The organism is Leisingera sp. ANG-S5, from assembly GCF_000813925.1.
Classification (GTDB): domain Bacteria; phylum Pseudomonadota; class Alphaproteobacteria; order Rhodobacterales; family Rhodobacteraceae; genus Leisingera.
In genome coordinates this window covers 483805-501339 of record NZ_JWLH01000003.1, presented here as the reverse complement: position 1 = coordinate 501339, position 17535 = coordinate 483805, and the positions used below count along the sequence as shown (strand labels likewise).

The 17535-nt window shown below is 63.8% G+C and carries 13 protein-coding genes; 6 read left to right on the top strand and 7 right to left on the bottom strand.

Annotated elements, in window-relative coordinates:
* Positions 1-18: 18 nt before the first annotated feature.
* Entirely contained in the window at positions 19-3471 is a 3453-nt protein-coding gene (gene mfd, locus RA25_RS07115) for a transcription-repair coupling factor (protein WP_039171015.1), read from the bottom strand.
* Between the two features lie 42 nt (positions 3472-3513).
* Entirely contained in the window at positions 3514-4035 is a 522-nt protein-coding gene (locus RA25_RS07110; protein WP_019296232.1) for a hypothetical protein, read from the bottom strand.
* A 182-nt stretch (positions 4036-4217) separates the two neighbouring features.
* On the opposite strand from RA25_RS07110, the gene hemB reads away from it, so the two are divergent.
* The gene (gene hemB / locus RA25_RS07105; RefSeq protein ID WP_039145827.1) at positions 4218-5216 is read left to right on the top strand and encodes a porphobilinogen synthase; all 999 of its coding nucleotides are present in this window, start codon (positions 4218-4220) and stop codon (positions 5214-5216) included.
* Between the two features lie 150 nt (positions 5217-5366).
* Positions 5367-5942, top strand: a complete 576-nt coding sequence (locus RA25_RS07100; RefSeq protein ID WP_019296230.1) for a lipid-binding SYLF domain-containing protein — start codon at positions 5367-5369, stop codon at positions 5940-5942.
* A gap of 92 nt (positions 5943-6034) precedes the next feature.
* On the opposite strand, the gene RA25_RS07095 is transcribed toward RA25_RS07100, so the two are convergent.
* Complete coding sequence (locus tag RA25_RS07095; RefSeq protein WP_275041663.1) at positions 6035-7003, bottom strand: NAD(P)-dependent oxidoreductase; 969 nt, start codon at positions 7001-7003, stop codon at positions 6035-6037.
* A gap of 24 nt (positions 7004-7027) precedes the next feature.
* On the opposite strand from RA25_RS07095, the gene RA25_RS07090 reads away from it, so the two are divergent.
* Entirely contained in the window at positions 7028-9505 is a 2478-nt protein-coding gene (locus RA25_RS07090; RefSeq protein WP_039171009.1) for a penicillin acylase family protein, read from the top strand.
* Positions 9506-9566: 61 nt separating this feature from the next.
* Here the strand turns inward: RA25_RS07090 and hflX are convergent, their stop codons facing one another.
* The 4 genes from hflX to trkA form a co-directional block, all read right to left on the bottom strand.
* Positions 9567-10838 (bottom strand): GTPase HflX, encoded by a 1272-nt coding sequence (gene hflX / locus RA25_RS07085; RefSeq protein ID WP_039171007.1) that lies wholly within the window; start codon positions 10836-10838, stop codon positions 9567-9569.
* Positions 10838-11077: an RNA chaperone Hfq gene (hfq, locus tag RA25_RS07080; RefSeq protein WP_005611588.1), complete on the bottom strand. Its 240-nt coding sequence runs from the start codon at positions 11075-11077 to the stop codon at positions 10838-10840. Before hfq ends, hflX begins: the two co-directional genes overlap by 1 nt.
* Before the next feature lie 120 nt (positions 11078-11197).
* Positions 11198-12733, bottom strand: a complete 1536-nt coding sequence (locus RA25_RS07075) for a TrkH family potassium uptake protein (RefSeq protein WP_039171003.1) — start codon at positions 12731-12733, stop codon at positions 11198-11200.
* Position 12734: 1 nt separating this feature from the next.
* Positions 12735-14111 carry a Trk system potassium transporter TrkA gene (gene trkA, locus RA25_RS07070; RefSeq protein WP_039170998.1) on the bottom strand — a complete coding sequence of 459 codons (1377 nt, stop codon included), beginning with the start codon at positions 14109-14111 and terminating at the stop codon, positions 12735-12737.
* Between the two features lie 113 nt (positions 14112-14224).
* Here trkA and RA25_RS07065 point away from each other — a divergent pair, with 113 nt between their 5' ends.
* From RA25_RS07065 to RA25_RS07060, 3 genes are all read left to right on the top strand, one after another.
* Positions 14225-14692 carry a hypothetical protein gene (locus RA25_RS07065; protein WP_082023049.1) on the top strand — a complete coding sequence of 156 codons (468 nt, stop codon included), beginning with the start codon at positions 14225-14227 and terminating at the stop codon, positions 14690-14692.
* A gap of 329 nt (positions 14693-15021) precedes the next feature.
* Positions 15022-15168 (top strand): hypothetical protein, encoded by a 147-nt coding sequence (locus RA25_RS22975; RefSeq protein ID WP_193747140.1) that lies wholly within the window; start codon positions 15022-15024, stop codon positions 15166-15168.
* Entirely contained in the window at positions 15165-17504 is a 2340-nt protein-coding gene (locus RA25_RS07060) for a caspase family protein (RefSeq protein WP_052254188.1), read from the top strand. The genes RA25_RS22975 and RA25_RS07060 overlap by 4 nt, the downstream gene beginning before the upstream one ends.
* Positions 17505-17535 lie beyond the last annotated feature (31 nt).

Sequence of the window (17535 nt, the reverse complement as noted above, 5' to 3'; positions counted from 1 at the left end):
TTTCCTTGGCGCTTAAACTCAAGCCTTCGCCTTCTTTTTCTCGGCCACGACCTTTTCCGCCAGGTCGCGTGCGATAGCAAAGGCGCCCTTGATCTTGTCGGCATCTTTTTTCCAGTCGCGGCGCACGACGATCTTGTTGTCCTTCACCTTGGCCAGGCCGTTCTGACCCTGGATGAACTCCACCAGCCCCTGCGGCGAGGCGAATTTGTCGTTGTGGAACTGAATTGTCGCGCCCTTCGGCCCGCCGTCCATCTTGGCGATGCCTGCGCGTTTGCACATCGCCTTGATCCGCACCACCAGCATCAGCGTGTTCACTTCCTTGGGCAGCTTTCCGAAACGGTCGATCAATTCCGCGGCAAAGCCCTCCAGCTCTACCTTGGTCGACAGTGACGACAGGCGGCGGTAAAGGCCCAGGCGCACATCCAGATCCGGCACATAGTCCTCGGGGATCAGCACCGGAACGCCCAGATTGATCTGCGGCGCCCATTGCTCGTCGGCGTCCGACAAGCCCTCCATCTCGCCCGCCTTGATCTTGGCAATCGCCTCCTCCAGCATCGACTGGTACAGTTCATAGCCAACGTCACGCATCTGGCCCGACTGCTCCTCCCCCAGCAGATTGCCTGCGCCCCGAATATCAAGGTCTTGCGAGGCGAGGGTGAAGCCTGCGCCCAGCGTGTCGAGCGATCCGAGTACCCGCAGCCGCTTCTCTGCCGCCGGGGTCAACCGCTGGCGCGGTTTGGTGGTGAGATAGGCATAGGCGCGGGTCTTGGAGCGCCCGACGCGGCCGCGGATCTGGTATAGCTGCGACAGGCCGAACATGTCAGCCCGGTGCACCACCATGGTGTTGGCGGTCGGGATATCCAAGCCGCTTTCGACGATCGTGGTGGCCAGCAGCACATCGTATTTGCCGTCGTAGAAGGCGTTCATCCGGTCGTCGAGTTCCCCCGCCGCCATCTGCCCGTGCGCCACCACGTAAGTCAGCTCCGGCAGCTGCGCCTTCAGGAACGCCTCGACATCTGGCAGATCAGTGATGCGCGGCACCACATAGAAGCTCTGCCCGCCGCGGTAATGCTCTCGCAGCAGCGCCTCGCGGATCGTAACGGTATCGAATTCGCTGACGTAGGTGCGGATTGCCAGACGGTCCACCGGGGGCGTGCCGATGATCGACAGGTCGCGTACCCCGGTCAGGGAAAGCTGCAAGGTCCGCGGGATCGGGGTTGCCGTCAGCGTCAGCACATGGATGTCGCTGCGCAGCTGCTTCAGCCGCTCCTTATGGGCCACGCCAAAGTGTTGTTCCTCGTCAATGATCAACAGGCCGAGGTTCTGGAACTTGATGTTCTTGGCCAGCACCGCGTGGGTGCCGACCACGATGTCGACGGTGCCCTTGGCCAGCCCTTCGCGGGTCTGGCCCGCTTCCTTGGTGCTAACAAAGCGCGACAACTGCCTGACCTGCAAAGGGAAACCGCGGAACCGTTCGGCAAAAGACGCGGCATGCTGGCGCGCCAGCAGCGTAGTCGGCGCAACCACCGCAACCTGCAGGCCCGACATCGCAGCAACAAAGGCCGCGCGCATCGCCACCTCTGTCTTGCCAAAGCCGACGTCGCCGCAGATCAGCCGGTCCATCGGCTGGCCGGAGTGCAGGTCCTCCATCACATCCTCGATGGCGCGCAGCTGGTCGTCGGTCTCCTGATAGGGGAAGCGGGCCGAGAACTCCTCCCACGCGTGCGGCGGCGGATCCATCACCGGTGCCTTGCGCAGGGCGCGTTCGGCGGCAATGCGGATCAGCTTGTCCGCCATCTCACGGATGCGTTCCTTCAGCTTGGCTTTCTTCGCCTGCCAGGCGCCGCCGCCGAGCCGGTCCAGCAGCCCTTCGTCGTGTCCGTATTTGGACAGAAGCTCGATGTTTTCGACCGGCAGGTACAGCTTCGCCTGTTCGGCGTATTCCAGCAGGATGCATTCATGCGCCGCGCCCGCTGCAGTCACCACTTCCAGCCCCTTGAAGCGGCCAATTCCGTGGTCTACGTGCACCACCAGATCGCCGGGAGTCAGCGATTGGGTTTCGGTCAGGAAGTTCTCTGCCTTGCGGCGTTTCTTCGGCGCCCGGATCAGCCGGTCGCCCAGCACATCCTGTTCCGCGATCACTGTCATGTCCGGGGCTTCGAATCCGTGCTCCAGTGCCCAAACCGCCAGATGCAGGCCGGATTTGCCGATGCGGGTGCCATCCATCACCGGAATCGCTTCAGCCAATCCCTCATCCTCGATCAGCCCGGTCAAACGTTCCCGCGCGCCTTCAGAGTATGAGGCGATGAGGACCGGCCCCTCTTGCATCCGGGCCTTAATGTGCGCCGCCAAGGCACCGAAAAGGCTTATGTTTTCCTGTTGCCGCTCCGGCGCAAAATTGCGTCCGATACGCCCGCCGGCATCCGCCACACCAGGCCCGGACGCCTGCGGAAGCGGATGGAACTGCACCACCCGCATGTCCGAAACTGCCGCCTCCCATGCCGCATCATCCAGATACAGCAAGCCCGGCGGTGTCGGTTTATAGACTGTGTCGATCCGCCCTTTTTGCTCCAAGGCGTGTTTGCGGGTGCCGTACTGGTCCTCGATGCTGTCCCAGCGCGCTAGCCGCGCGGGCGTCATCTGATCGTCCAGCGTGACAGTCGCCTGCGGCAGGTAGTCGAACAGCGTTTCCAGCTTCTCATGAAAGAACGGCAGCCAGTGTTCGATCCCCTGGTGCTTTCGCCCTGCACTGACGGCCTCATAGAGCGGATCATCAGTGCCAGCCGCGCCAAACTCAATCCGGTAGTTCTGGCGGAACCGGGTGATCGCCGCCTCGTCCAGGATCACCTCGGAAACCGGTGCAAGCTCCACCACCTCCAGCTTTTCGGTGGTACGCTGGGTGGCCGGGTCGAACCGGCGGGCGCCATCCAGCACATCGCCGAACAGGTCCAGCCGCACCGGGCCGCTTTCGCCCGGCGGGAAAATGTCGATGATACCACCGCGAATGGCATAGTCGCCCGGCTCCATCACCGTGGGACTTTGGGAAAACCCCATACGGACCAGAAAGGTGCGCAGCGCGTCTTCATCCACCCGCTGATCGACCCGGGCGGTAAAGGCCGCCTCGCGCAGCACCTCCCGCGCGGGCACCCGCTGGCTGGCGGCATTGAGCGTGGTCAGCAGCACGAACTGCTTGGGCATCTGGTGCACCAGCGCGGCCAGCGCGGCCATCCGCGCCGCAGAGATGTCCGCATTGGGCGACACCCGGTCATAGGGCAGGCAATCCCAGCCCGGAAACACAAATACCGGCATATCCGGCGCAAAGAAGGCCAATGCCGCGCGCATCGCCTCCATCCGCTTGTCATCGCGGGCCACATGCATCACCGGTGCCCCGGATTTCTGCACTTCCTTCAGGATCAGCCGGGCGTCAAACCCTTCGGGCGCGCCGCCCATGGTGATTGCACGCTGTGCCATACGGTTTCCTTTCCGGGACTTCCTCCGGGACGGCCCCGGGTCTTACAGGGCTCCGATTGCCAGGTTCTGGTACATCCCCCAGAACGCCGTGACCAGAATGGAGACCGTTCCGACAAACTGAATGTAGAGACGGCAAAACGCCAGCCGCCTGCGCAGATCCTCCCCCGCGGCCTGCTCCCGCGCGATCCGGCGGGCGGTGAAAAAGCTGATCAGCCCCACAACCGACATCGGAAAGGCCAGCAGGAACACCGCCTGGGCGATCTCCATCAGATACACAAACCCAAGCGTCGCCAGTGCCGACAGCACGAAACAGGCCAGCGCCACAATCCACGGCCCCGAGACCTCAGCGATATAGAGCATCCGGTTCACGTTGACCCGGGTGATATCCTCCAGGTCCCGCTCCGCCTGGCCGCCGCGGCGGCGCGCCCGGTAGACCATGTCGTAAGGAACGCCCAGAATCCAATGGCTGGCAGAGGACCACAGGACAGCCAGCGAAATCCAGTACCACAGGTTGGAGAAAGACCGCAGGTCAATCATCTCATAGATAATTTCGAGAAGATCCACTCAAGCCCCCGTCTGCCGCTGCCGGCCCTTGGGGCCTTTTCTTGTAACCGGCCCTATATCAACCGGGAAGCGCCCGCAGGCAAGCCCGCAGGGCGCACAAGTTTCCCGGCGCGGCGAATGTGCCTCTTGTTCCCGGGGCGGCTTCCATGCCACCCATGGGCCAGCCAAAACGAGAGACCGCCATGAAGCCCACCGTCGCGCCCTTTCCCGCCGCCCGCCTGCGCCGCACCCGTGCCAGCCAGGCGATCCGCAACCTGGTGCAGGAAAACACCCTGACCCCGTCTGATTTCATCTGGCCGGTGTTTGTCCGCGACGGCGAAGGCCAGGAGGAGCCGGTTGCCTCAATGCCGGGCGTGATGCGCCGTTCGGTCGACAGGATTGCCGAGGCGGCGGTGGAGGCCCAGGCACTGGGTATTCCCGCCATCTGTCTGTTCCCCTACACCGATGCCTCGCTCAAGACCGAGGACTGCGCCGAGGCCTGGAACCCGGACAACCTGACCAACCGCGCCATCCGCGCCATTAAGGATGCGGCGCCGGAGATCGCGGTGATGACCGACGTGGCGCTCGATCCTTACAATATCAACGGCCACGACGGTTATGTGGTGGATGGCGAAATCGTCAACGACGCCACCGTCGAGGCGCTGGTCAAGATGACCCTGGCCCAGGCCGATGCCGGCGCCGACATCATCGGCCCCTCGGACATGATGGACGGCCGCATCGGCGCCATGCGCACCGGATTGGAGCAAGCCGGACACCACAATGTGGCGATCCTGTCCTATTCTGCCAAATACGCCTCAGCCTACTATGGGCCGTTCCGCGATGCGGTCGGCGCTTCCGGCGCGCTGAAGGGCGACAAGAAGACCTATCAGATGGACCCGGCCAACAGCGACGAGGCGCTGCGGCTGATCGAACGCGACCTGATGGAAGGCGCCGATATGGTTATGGTCAAACCCGGTATCGCCTATCTGGACATCTGCCAGCGGGTGAAATCGGCCTTTGGCGTGCCGACCTACGCCTATCAGGTCTCCGGTGAATACGCGATGATCCAGGCCGCGGCGCAAAACGGCTGGGTGGATGGCGAAAAGGTGATGATGGAAAGCCTGATGGCCTTCAAGCGCGCCGGCTGCAACGGCATCCTCACTTACTTCGCTCCCGCCGCGGCGCGTCTGCTGAACGGCTGAGCCGCCAAGCCAGGCCGTGATGATCACTTCAGCGGGAAGCCGCCAATATCTGCCTTTGCAGCGGATGACAGGCAGCGGTTTTCCGCGTATAACCCTGCCCAGAGCCGGACCAAACCGGCCTTGGAGCAATTCATTACAGGCACCTGAAAAATGAGCGATAATTCCTCTACCCGCATGACCCGCCGCGGTTTTGCCCTGACCGCTTTGGCCGGCGCAGGCGTGACTGCCGCCTGCGGCAACGGCGTCGGCAACACAAACGCAGCCACCATCGACGCCCGTGTCGATGCCACGCTGAACCACATGTACAACCAGTACCCCAATACCCGCACCCTGGCGGACAAGGCTTCCGGCATGCTGGTGATGCCGCTGGTGACTGAGGCGGGCTTTGTCTTTGGCGGCGCCTACGGCCGCGGTGCGCTGCGGATCAATGATGTGACCGTCGACTACTACGCCACCTACAAGGGCAATGCCGGCATTCAAATCGGCGCCCAGCAATATGCCCACGTGCTGTTTTTCATGACCCAGGACGCGCTGTCCGGCTTCCGCCGCTCGCAGGGCTGGGCAGCTGGCGCCGATGCCGAGTTTGTCATCATGAACGAAGGCGAGTCTTTGCGGGCCGATACCAATACGCTGACCTCGCCGGTGCTGGCCGTGGTCTTTGCCCAGGCGGGCCTGCGTGTGGGTGCCACCCTGGAAGGCACCAAATACACCCGTATCATTCCCTAAGCGGAAACAGGCGGCAGAACCCGCCTTTTCTTCTGGCTTGAAATATCCTCGCCGGAGGCATGGCCTTTCCAATTGGAAAGGCCACATTCATGTCAGCCGTCCAGCTTGCGCAGCCGCTTGAACAGCGACGAGGTGTCCCAGCGCCCGCCGCCCATCTTCTGCACGTCCTTATAGTACTGATCCACCAGCGCCGTCACCGGCAGGCTGGCGCCATTGCGGTTTGCCTCATCCATGCAGATGCCCAGGTCCTTGCGCATCCAGTCCACCGCAAAACCATGGTCGAATTGATCGTCCAGCATGGTTTCATGCCGGTTCACCATCTGCCAGCTGCCCGCGGCGCCCTGGCTGATCACTTCAACCACGGCGCGCCCGTCCAGGCCGGATTTTTCTGCAAAATGCAGCGCCTCGCTCAGGCCCTGCACCAGGCCCGCAATGGCTATCTGGTTGCACATCTTGGTCATCTGCCCGGCACTGCTGTCGCCTATGCGGCGGCAGATCTTGGCATAGGTGTTCATCACCGGCTCTGCGCGGGCATAGGCGTCTTCGTCACCGCCGCACATGACGGACAGCACGCCATTTTCCGCCCCTGCCTGGCCGCCGGAAATCGGCGCATCGACAAAGGCAATCCCCTGCTCCGCCGCAGCGCCGTACAATTCGCGCGTGACCTTGGCCGACACCGTGGTGTGATCGGCAAAGACCGTGCCCTTGGCCATGCCGGCAAAGGCCCCGTCCGCGCCCAGGCAGACCGAGCGCAGGTCGTCGTCATTGCCGACACAGGCCATTACGAACTCTGCGCCTGAGGCCGCTGCCCGCGGGGTCGCCGCAAAGTGGCCGCCATGCTCCTTGGCCCAGGCCTTGGCCTTGGCCTCGGTGCGGTTGTAGACGGTGACCTCATGGCCCGCGGCCTGCAGGTGCCCCGCCATCGGATAGCCCATGACGCCAAGCCCCAGAAACGCGATTTTTGCCATCTGCTTTTCCCCTGATCTGTCTTCGCATATGTTGGCGCCAACCCTAACACCGCCGCCGCGGGGCGCAATCTGCCATGCGGCTGGAAATGACAAAAACCCAAGGGAAAACAACCGCTGATGGGACAACTTTTCCGCTGGCTGCTGCGCCTTGCTGCGGGCCTGATTCTGCTGAGCGTTCTGGCCGCCGCGCTGGTCTATTACCTGGCTTCGCAGTCGCTGCCCGAATACAACAAGGAGCTGGCCCTGCCCGGCCTCTCCTCGCCTGTCGAAATCGTGCGCGACAACGCCAATGTCCCGCATATCTTCGGCAGCTTCGGTGCCAGCGATGAAGATGTCTATTTCGGCCTAGGCTATGCCCACGCGCAGGACCGTCTGTGGCAGATGGCAGTGATGCGGCGCACGGCACAGGGACGCCTGTCGGAAATCTTCGGCACCCGCACGGTGGAGACCGACACCTACCTGCGCCGCCTCGATCTCTACAATCTGGCGCGGCAGTCGGTGGAGGTGCAGTCGCCTGAGGCGCTGGCAGCGCTCAAGTCCTATGCCGACGGTGTGAACGCCCGGCTGCTGGAAATCAACGAGGACGCATTGGGCCGCGGCGCGCCGGAAATGTTCCTGTTTCAGATGCCGCTAGCCCCCTGGCAGCCTGCCGACAGCATTGCGATCATGAAGCTGATGGCGCTGCAGCTTTCGGGCCACATGCGGGAAGAGATCCTGCGCGCCCGCACCTCGCTGGCGCTGAATGATGCGGACAGAATCCGGGACATCCTGCCAGACGCCCCCGGCAAAGGCGTGACCGCCCTGCCCGAATACGCCGAATTGGTACCGGGCGCCCGGCAATTTGCGGCTTCGCAGCCCTCAGGGGATGATAGTCTTCTGTTCCCGGTTGCCCCGCGCGGCCTCGCTGGCGCCTCCAACGCCTGGGCCGCCGCGCCCAGCCGCTCGGCAGCGGGCGGAACGCTATTGGCAAACGATCCGCACCTCGGCCTCAGCGCTCCGGGTGTTTGGTATCTGGCGCGGCTGGAGCTTGGCACCGGCGGTGTGATCGGCGGCACCATCCCCGGCATTCCGGCGGTGATCACCGGCCGCTCCGACGCCTTGGGCTGGGGGGTCACCTCCTCCTACATGGACGATCAGGACCTGTTCATCGAAAAACTGAACCCCGAAAATCCGCAGGAATATCTGAGCATTGACGGCTACAAGAAATTCGTCACCCGCCCCTCAATCATCAAGATCAAGGACGAGGCCCCCGTCACTCTGACCCTGCGCTGGACCGACAACGGCCCGGTGCTGCCCGGTTCCATGTTCAACCTGGCGGAAATCACTCCGCCCGGCCACGTGGTGTCGCTCGGCTGGACTGTGCTCAGCCCCAGGGACACCTCGATGAGCGCGACCATCGGTCTGATGCGCAGCGCCTCTGTGCAGGAGGCGATCATCGCAGGCGAAGATTTTGTTGCCCCGGCGCAGAACCTGACGCTGGCGGACAAGGACACAGTCGCGTTGAAAACCGTTGGCGCCTTCCCGCTGCGCCACGCAGACCACCAAAGCAAAGGGCGGATGCCCAGCCAGGGCTGGCGCCCGGAGAACCGCTGGCAGGGCCAGGCGCCTTACGCGGAAAACCCGGAGTTTGTTGCCCCTGCCGGCGGCATCCTGGGCAACACCAACAACAAGATCCTCGACCGCCCCTTCCCCAAACATGTCTCCTTTGACTGGGGTGATACCCAGCGCATCCACCGCTGGGAAAAGCTGATGCAGAACCGCGAGGTGCATACCCGCGACAGCTTTATCGAGGCGCAGCTGGACACCGTGTCCTACACCGCGCGCACCCTGCTGCCGCTGATCGGCGCAAACCTGTGGTTCACCGGCGAGGCCGCCCCGGCCGGCACCCGCGAACGCCAGCGCCAGATCGCCCTGACCCTGCTGTCGGAGTGGAACGGCGAGATGAACGAGCATCTGCCGGAGCCGCTGATCTACGCCGCCTGGCTGCGCGCGCTGCAGGCCCGTCTGATCACCGATGAGCTGGGACCGGTCGCCAAATCCTACCGCCATGTGGAGCCGCTGTTCATCGAGCGCGTCTTCCGCAACGTCGACGGTGCTGCCGCCTGGTGCGACGTGCGCCAGAGCGCGCCGGAGGAGACCTGCACCGACATGGCCCGCCTCGCACTGGATGATGCGCTGATCTGGATCGAGGAGCGTTATGGCGATGCGCTGGAATCGCTGCGCTGGGGGGATGCGCATCAGGCGGTGCAGGACCATGCGGTGCTGGGCGACGTGCCGCTGCTGCGTTATTTCGTGAACATCCGCCAGTCCACCAGCGGCGGCGACAACACGCTGCAGCGCGGTAAAAGCTCCGGCAAGGATCCCGACCCGTTCCAGAACATCCACGCTGCCGGCTACCGCGGTGTCTATGACTTTGCCGATCCGGACAGTTCCGTCTTCATCACCGCCACCGGCCAGTCCGGCCATCCGCTGTCGCGTTACTATGACGACATGGCCCAGCTGTGGCGCCGGGGCGAGTACATCCCGATGTCGCTGGACGAAGAACTGGCCCGCGCCGCGGCTGTCGGCATCACCCGGATCACCCCCCGCCAATAATAACGGGGCAATAAAAAACGGGCGCTGCGGCGCCCGTTTTTCTTTCTGAATGGTGCAAGCTTCACAGCCTTTCGAACTTGGCCTTCTGCCGGTCGGTCCACAGCACGGTGATGTCAAACCCGGTCTCGGTTTGCTCCTCGCGCTGCACCAGATCTTCCTTGAACAGCCAGGCCCGCTGCTTGCCCTGCGCGAAGGTAAGCTGCAGCAATTCCTCGTGCCGCACGCCCTGCAACTTCTCCGCAATGTCGGCCAGCAGGCCGTCCAGACCTTCGCCCGTCAGGGCTGAGATTGCATGGATGCCTTCCTCGCGCGCCGCACGCTGGCGGCGGGCTTCGGCTTCTTCCTCAGACAGCTGGTCCAGCTTGTTCCAGACCTCGATCCGGGCGCGGTTTTCATCCACGCCCAGCGACGTCAGGATCGCCTCCACATCCTCTGCCTGCTCTTCGCTTTGGTCGTGGCTGATGTCACGCACATGCAGGATCACATCCGCCGCCAGCACCTCTTCCAGCGTGGCGCGGAAAGCGGCGACCAGCTCTGTCGGCAGGTCCGAGATGAAGCCCACGGTGTCGGACAGGATCACTTCCGGCCCATCGGGGATCTGCACCCGGCGCATGGTCGGGTCCAGGGTGGCAAAGAGCATGTCCTTGGCCATCACCTCAGCGCCCGTCAGCCGGTTGAACAGCGTCGACTTGCCAGCGTTGGTGTAGCCCACCAGCGCCACGATCGGATAGGGCACCTTGGCGCGCGAGGCGCGGTGCAGCGTCCGGGTCTTCACCACCTTGTCGAGCTGCCGGCGCAGCCGCACCAGCTGGTCGTCGATGGCACGCCGGTCAGCCTCGATCTGGGTTTCGCCGGGTCCGCCGACAAACCCCAGGCCGCCGCGCTGGCGCTCCAGGTGGGTCCAGGCCCGCACCAGCCGCGTCCGCTGATAGCTGAGCGCCGCCATTTCAACTTGCAGCACGCCTTCACGCGTCGCTGCACGGTCGGAGAAGATCTCCAGGATCAGCCCGGTCCGGTCGAGAATCTTGACCTTCCAGGCCTTCTCCAGGTTGCGCTGCTGCACGGGGGAAACCGGCCCGTCGATCAGGACCAGTTCAATTTCATTCGCCTTCAGGATACCTGCCAGCTCTTCGATCTTGCCGGAGCCGAACAGCATTCCTGGATGCGCCTTGGGCAGGCGCACCACGTTTGATCCGATCACATCAAGATCGGGCAAGGCCGCTGCCAGCGCAACGGCCTCCTCAAGCGCGGGAGCAGCCTCGCGGCGCCCGCTGTCTGATTTGATTTCCGGATGCAGGACCCAGGCGCGGGTCTGCTTCCTGTCATGCTCCATCAATTGGAGTCTTCACCCTCATAGAGACTGATCGGCTGGGCCGGCATGATGGTCGAGATCGCGTGTTTGTAGACCAGCTGCGACTGTCCGTCGCGGCGCAGCAGCACGCAGAAGTTATCGAACCAGGTGATCACACCCTGCAGTTTGACCCCGTTGATCAGAAAGATTGTAACCGGAACCTTGGTTTTGCGAACGTGATTCAGGAAGGCATCCTGAAGATTCTGTCTGTCCGAAGCCATTTTTTATTATCTCGCCTTTGTTCTTGCCACGCGCTGCGGACCAGCACGCACGTTAAAATTCAGTATGAACAAAGAAAATATAAGTTTCCACCCGAAAAACACTTTTCACTGCCAAGGCGGTCAGCTGCGCCAGAGGTTCGGGGACAGCAGCGCGATAAAGGCCAGGGTTTCCAGCCGGCCCAGCACCATGGCGACACACAGGATCAGCTTGGCCGGGTCGGTCAGCAGGTTCAGCACAATCGGCGTGCTGCTGGCGCTTTCGGTCAGCGGGCCAGTGGTCGACAGCGCGGCAATTGCCAGCACAAGGGACTGCTCGAAGCTGGAGCCGACGGCGGCCAGCGCGGTGCTGACCAGCGCCAGCGACAGGGCAAACAGCATGAAAAAGATCCAGGCAACAAAGGCCCCGTTTTTCTGCAGCCGCTTGGTGCGGTCGCCCTCGCCGCTCACTGAACTCGGGTGCACCAGCCGCTCCATTTCGCGCAGCCCGTTGAGGTAGAGTGCGTAAACCCGCAGCAGCTTGACCCCGCCGGCCGTTGTCGCCACGCCGCCGCCGAACACCGCCAGCCCAAGCAGGATCATGCCCGGCGTTTCCAGCCCGGACCAGGTGCGGGCCGCCTCCCAGTGCACACTCTCGAAGCCGGTGGTGGACAGGAAAGACATCACCGTGAACACCGTCCCCCACAGTGCCCTTAGCGCCTGCAGCAGATCCTCGCCCGCGTCCACTTCATAAGCCGCCACCCAATGGCGCAGGAACAAAAGCAGCGGCACACCAAAGACAATCAGCAGACCGGTTCGGAATTCCGGGTCCTTGTCCAGCCGCCCCTGCCCGGATGTCACCGTGTCGCTGGAGAAAGTCAGCCGTGACAGCGCGAAGAACATGAACAGGAACATAACCATCTCGCCAGCAATGCCGCTGCCTGCGTTCTCGACCCCGCCAGTTGCGGAAATCCCCGAGGTCGCCATCACCGACATCGCATGGCTAAGGCCTGCAAGCGCTTGCTCTCCTGTGATCATCAGGAGCAGCCACAGAACCATCGTCAGCCCGGCATAGACCGGCGCAAGCGTGCGGGTGACAAGCACCAGCTGGCGCCGCGGGTCCGCCCGCTCCATATGGCCAGGCCCCGCAGTGCCGCCGCCCGGCTCCCCCTTGGCGGTGACCTCGAACCCGCCCAGCGACATTGGTGCCAGCACGGCTGAGGCTGCTACCCACATCAATAGCCCGCCCATCCAGCCGACCATGGCCCGCCACAGGTGCACGCTGGGCGGCAGGCGGCCGGGATCGGCCCAGATATCGGCGCCGGTGGTGGTGATGGCGCTGACCATGTCGAAATAGGCATTCACATAGCGGGTGCTGACCAGCGCATCCTGCACCGGCACTGCCAGGAACAGCGGCAGAACCGTGAAGGTCGCCAGCAGTGACAAAAGCTGCCCCGGCATCCCGTAGCGCGGCACCCGGTTGCCCATCGACAGGGCAATCAGCACCACTAGGATCAGCCCGGCCAGGCCGGAGTAGAAAAAGCTCTGCGATGTGTGATGGTCGTCCAGCACCAGCGCATGAATGGCCGGCAGCCACATCGCCAAGGAAGCGATGCCCCAGATCAGCAGGAACAGCGGCAGGCGCAGGACGCCAATGGGGGCTTGGACCACGCGGCGCATGCTAGAAGTAGTCGATCGACACCTGCAGGAGCCGCTCCACCTCGGGCACGTCGTCCGCCATTGCAAACAGCGCGATCACATCGCCTTCCTCGATCCGGGTTTCACCCGACGGGCGCAGCATCTCGCCGCCCTTCAGAATGCCGCCAACCAGCACGCCCTCGGGAAAGTCGGTCTCGCGGATCATCTGCCCGGCAATCGGCGAGGTCGACAGCACCTCGGCCTCGATCATCTCTGCCTCTGCGTCGCCCAGCGAGTAGACCTGCCGCACCCGGCCATAGCGGATGTGGCGCAGGATCGAACTGACAGTGGTGGAGCGCGGGTTGATATAGGCGTCAATCCCGAGGTGCGGCAGCAGCGGCACCAGAGTCGGGTCATTGATCAGCGCAATTGCCAGCGGGCAGCCCTCGGCCTTGGCGCGCACTGCCGCCAGCATGTTGACCTTGTCGTCGTCGGTCACCGCTAGCAGCGCGTCGGCCTTGTCGATGCCCGCCTCGATCATCAGCGAGCGGTCCAGACCGTCTCCGTTCAGCACGATTGTGCGCTCCAGCGCCTCGGCGGCGCGTTCGGCGCATTTGCGGTCCCGCTCGATCACCTTGGCCCGGATCCGCGAGGTGCTGCTTTCCAGCGCTTTCGCCACTTCCAGCCCGACGTTGCCGCCGCCGACTACAACCACCCGGTCCTGGCGTTTCTCTTTCTTGCCGAACACCTCGATGGTGCGCGGCACGTCGTCCACATGCGAGAACACATAGCAGCTGTCGCCCACGAACAGCTGGTCGCCCGGCTCCGGTGCAAACAGGGTTCCATCGCGGCGGACCCCCACCACAATTGCACGCAGCGTAGAAAACAGGTCCGTCAACTGGCGCAGCGGCGTGTTTACCACCGGGCATTCGGCATCAATCTGGATGCCCAAAAGCTGCGCCTGGCCGCCCATGAAGGTCTCGGTATCAAAGGCGGCTGGCGCCGACAGCCGCTGCATCGCCGCCGCGGCAACCTCCCGCTCCGGGCTGATCACTACGTCAATCGGCAAATGCTCGCGCTGGTACAGATCGGAATAAATCGCGGTCAGATAGCTCTTGGCCCGCAGCCGCGCGATCTTGCGCTGAACCTTGAAGACGGAATGCGCCACTTGGCAGGTCACCATGTTGACCTCATCCGAGTGGGTGGCGGCGATGATCATGTCCGCATCCCGTGCCCCGGCCCGGTCCAATACGTCCGGATATGAGGCAAAGCCGTGAATGCCCTGCACGTCCAAAGTGTCGGTCGCCCGCCGCACCAGCTCCGCATTGCTGTCAACCACCGTGACATCATTGTGCTCACCGGACAGGTGCCGGGCGATCTGCCAGCCGACCTGGCCCGCGCCGCAGATAATGACCTTCATTTACATGTCCCTTGGCGGAGTTTCGGGCAGAGATTTGTCCGATGTGAATGACAGATGCCGCTTTCACGGTCAAATTAATTGTAACTTCCTCAGTTTGCGGCCATTCTTTCACCATGCGACGGAGTTTGACAGTCACGGCAGCCGCTGTTTTGCTGGCCTTCGCAACGGCCTGCGGACCGCTGCCGGTCTACTACAAGCAGGGGGCAGAGGTTTCCCGCCTGCAAAGTGATGAGCTGACCTGCGCCACCCAGGCACTGAAAGACGCCCCTGTCGCAAATGAAATCCGGCAGCATCCCCCTGTCTTCTACCCGGGCAGGCAGGTCTGCCACGGCGGCAAGTGTTACTACCGGCCTGGATACTGGGTGGACGGCGGCATTTACACAGTCGACGTGAACAAGCCCCTGCGCAAACGGCTGGAAAAATCCTGCATGGCCTCGAAAGGGTATCAGCAAATTGCGCTGAAGCGCTGCACCCAGCGCAACGCGGCAGTGCCCGCAGGGCCGCGGCTGGCCCCCTTGAGCGAAGCTTCCTGCGCGCAGCGGACCCGGGATGGCAGCATTGTCATCCGCACCGGCGGCTAGGAAATCCAGTCTCCCCGCGGACCTGAGCGGCAAATTTGCGGCAGGACAGTTTTGATTTGCGGCCTAAGATCAAGTAGGCTGAACACCGATTGTTTTATTTGCAACCTGTATTCTCAATAGAGAAAGGTACCCGATGCGGATTCATTTCCTGTTTGCAGCGCTGCCCTTGGCAGCCGTCACTGCGGCCTGTGAACCAACGGCTCCGATAGCGCCGCCGCCTTCAGCCGCACCGGCCCCTGCTCCCGCAACCTACAGTGCGCCTGCCACGCGGCCTGCGTCCGCGACTTCAACTGCTCCTGTACCGGCTCCAGCACCGGCGGCGCCAGCCATTGAACCCGTTGGCCCGCCGGGCGGTGGCGGCGCTGGTGCCGGCGGCGGCGGCGGTGGTTCCGGCGGCGGTGGTGGCGGCTCCGGCGGCGGTGGTGGCGGCTCCGGCGGTGGCGGAGGCTGGGGTTAACCCCCTGTCCTCGCCATGACAGCCCTTCCCCCCCTTCATCCAGCGATTGCAGCCGCGTTGCTGGCCTTTGCGCTGCCGCCAGCGGCAGCGCAGGCGGCCTATGAAACCAGCGAACAGGGTGCCGCCCCGGAAACCGCCATCGTCATCGGCATCCAGGAATACGACCACGTCAGCGATCTGACCAATACCCGCAAGGACGCTGAGGCGATGGCCGGGATGCTCAAGTCCTTCGGGTATACCGTCTACGAGGGCTACGACCTGGACAAACGCGGCTTTGAGGCGCTGCTGCGTCAGGCCGCGCTCAACATCCGCGATGGCAGCCAGGTGTTTTTCTATTACGCAGGCCACGGCATCCAGCTGGGGCGGCGTAACTATCTGCTGACCAGCGATGCGGAGCTTTCGGGCATTCACGATCTGCCGTTCCAATCGGTGACGCTGGACCGCGTGTCCGCCATTCTGGGCGGCAAGGCCGGGAGCCAGATCCTGATGCTGGATTCCTGCCGCGACAATCCGGTGCCGCAGGCCAAGCTGAACGCCGAGGTCGGTGCCCAGCTCTATGAGGCGCGCGAAGGTTTTGACGTGTTCCGCCCGCCGCTGAACACACTGGTGGCGTTTTCCACCTCCCCCGGTGCCACCGCACTGGATGGGGAGCCCGGCAGCAACAGCCCCTACACCGCCTCTGTCGTGCGGCATTTTCCCAACAACCCCAATGAGGACGCCATGACCGTGCTGGCGGCCATCCGCAGCGATGTCTACAGCGCCACCGGCAACACCCAGGTGCCCTGGGAAAGCTCCACCTTGATGCAAAAGATATATCTGCGCCCCGCCGAACGGTCGCTGAATGTCGCTGCAGCGGAGCCGGAGGCCACCACGGAACCTGCTCCTGCCAGCCTCGACCAGATCCCGGCAGAGCTGTCTTTGAAAGTGCCGCTTGGCCGGGCCTTGGAACTGGCGCCGGAAATCAGCCCCTATGTCCAGGTCGGCACCAAGGTGTCGATTGTTGAGACCCCGTCCGCCGGTGTCACCTCACTGCGGTCCGGCGACGGCAGTGCCCTCAGCCTCAGCTATGCGCCCAAGCTGACTGAGCTGCCCGCCCGCAAGGACGGCGGCCAGGTCCGCAAGGACAGGATGGTGCTGCGGCTGGCGCAGGCAGACACGGTGCGCGACGTCACCGTCAACCTGGAGATGATTGCCCGCCAATGCGATCTTGAAGCAGGCGACCTGCTGGATCCGCAAGGCGTCGGCCTGTTCCGCTTTCCCAATGAAATCGACCTCAAGGCAGCGGAAACCGCCTGCCGCGAGGCCGTCGAGGCGGCGCCAGACCTCGGACGGCTGCATTATCAGCTGGGCCGCGCCCTGCAGGGCCAGGGCCGCCTGATGGAGGCCTACGAAGCCTTTGAGAAGGCAGCGGAACTGGGCCATGTCCGCGCCTATAACGCGGTCGCCTACCTGCATGTCACGCCGAATGTCGACCGCGAAACCGTGCCGATCCCCTACAATCCGGACAAGGCATTTTCCCTGTGGGACAAGGGGATCGAGGCCGGCGACCCGTTTTCGATGCATGCCCGCGGCAAGCGGCTCCTGCGCAAGAACGGAACGGCGGAGGAGAAACAGCGCGGCTTTGACCTGCTCAGCCGCGCGGTTGAACTGGGCCATACCTATGCGCTGAACGAACTGGGGGTGTTCTTCCTGTGGAGCGGCGATGAACTGGCACAGCCGGAGCGCGGGCTGACCTATCTGGAAGCCTCCGCCGGGCGCGGCGACATCTACGGCACGGCCAACCTGGGCTATGTCTACCGGGATGGCGGCGCTGGCAAGGCGGTAGACAAGGAAAAAGCCCGCGCGCTGTTTGCCGAGGCCGCGCAGCTGGGCCATCCGCATGCCCCGGGTGAGATCGGCAGGATGATCATGAACGGCGATCTGCCCGGCAGCGATGCCGCCGAGGCGCTGGAATGGTATGACATGGGGCTTGCCCGCGGCGACGCTTGGGGCGGCGCCAACGGTGCCTGGGTTGCGCTGAACCGGCTGGGAGACCGCATTCCAGCCCATGCCGCTGCGGCGCGGGCCGGCAAAGCAATGGCGCTGAACGACCCGGATGCACGTGCCGCCGCACGGGAGCTGCTGGCGGGTATGACAACGGCGGACATATCCGCCGCCACCCAGTCCGTCCTGCGTGAGCTCGGCTCCGGCATTTCTGTTGACGGCCAGTTCGGCCCGGCCTCCCGCCGGGAACTGGCCGACTGGGCCCGCCAGGCTGGTCTGCCCGCAACGGTTCCGGAGGACGCCATCAGCCAGCTTCAACTGGCAGCACAGGTTCATTTCGCACTGAACCCGATCCGCCAGGACCTGTTCTGATACCAAAGCGCGCCCGGAGCTTTCCGGGCGC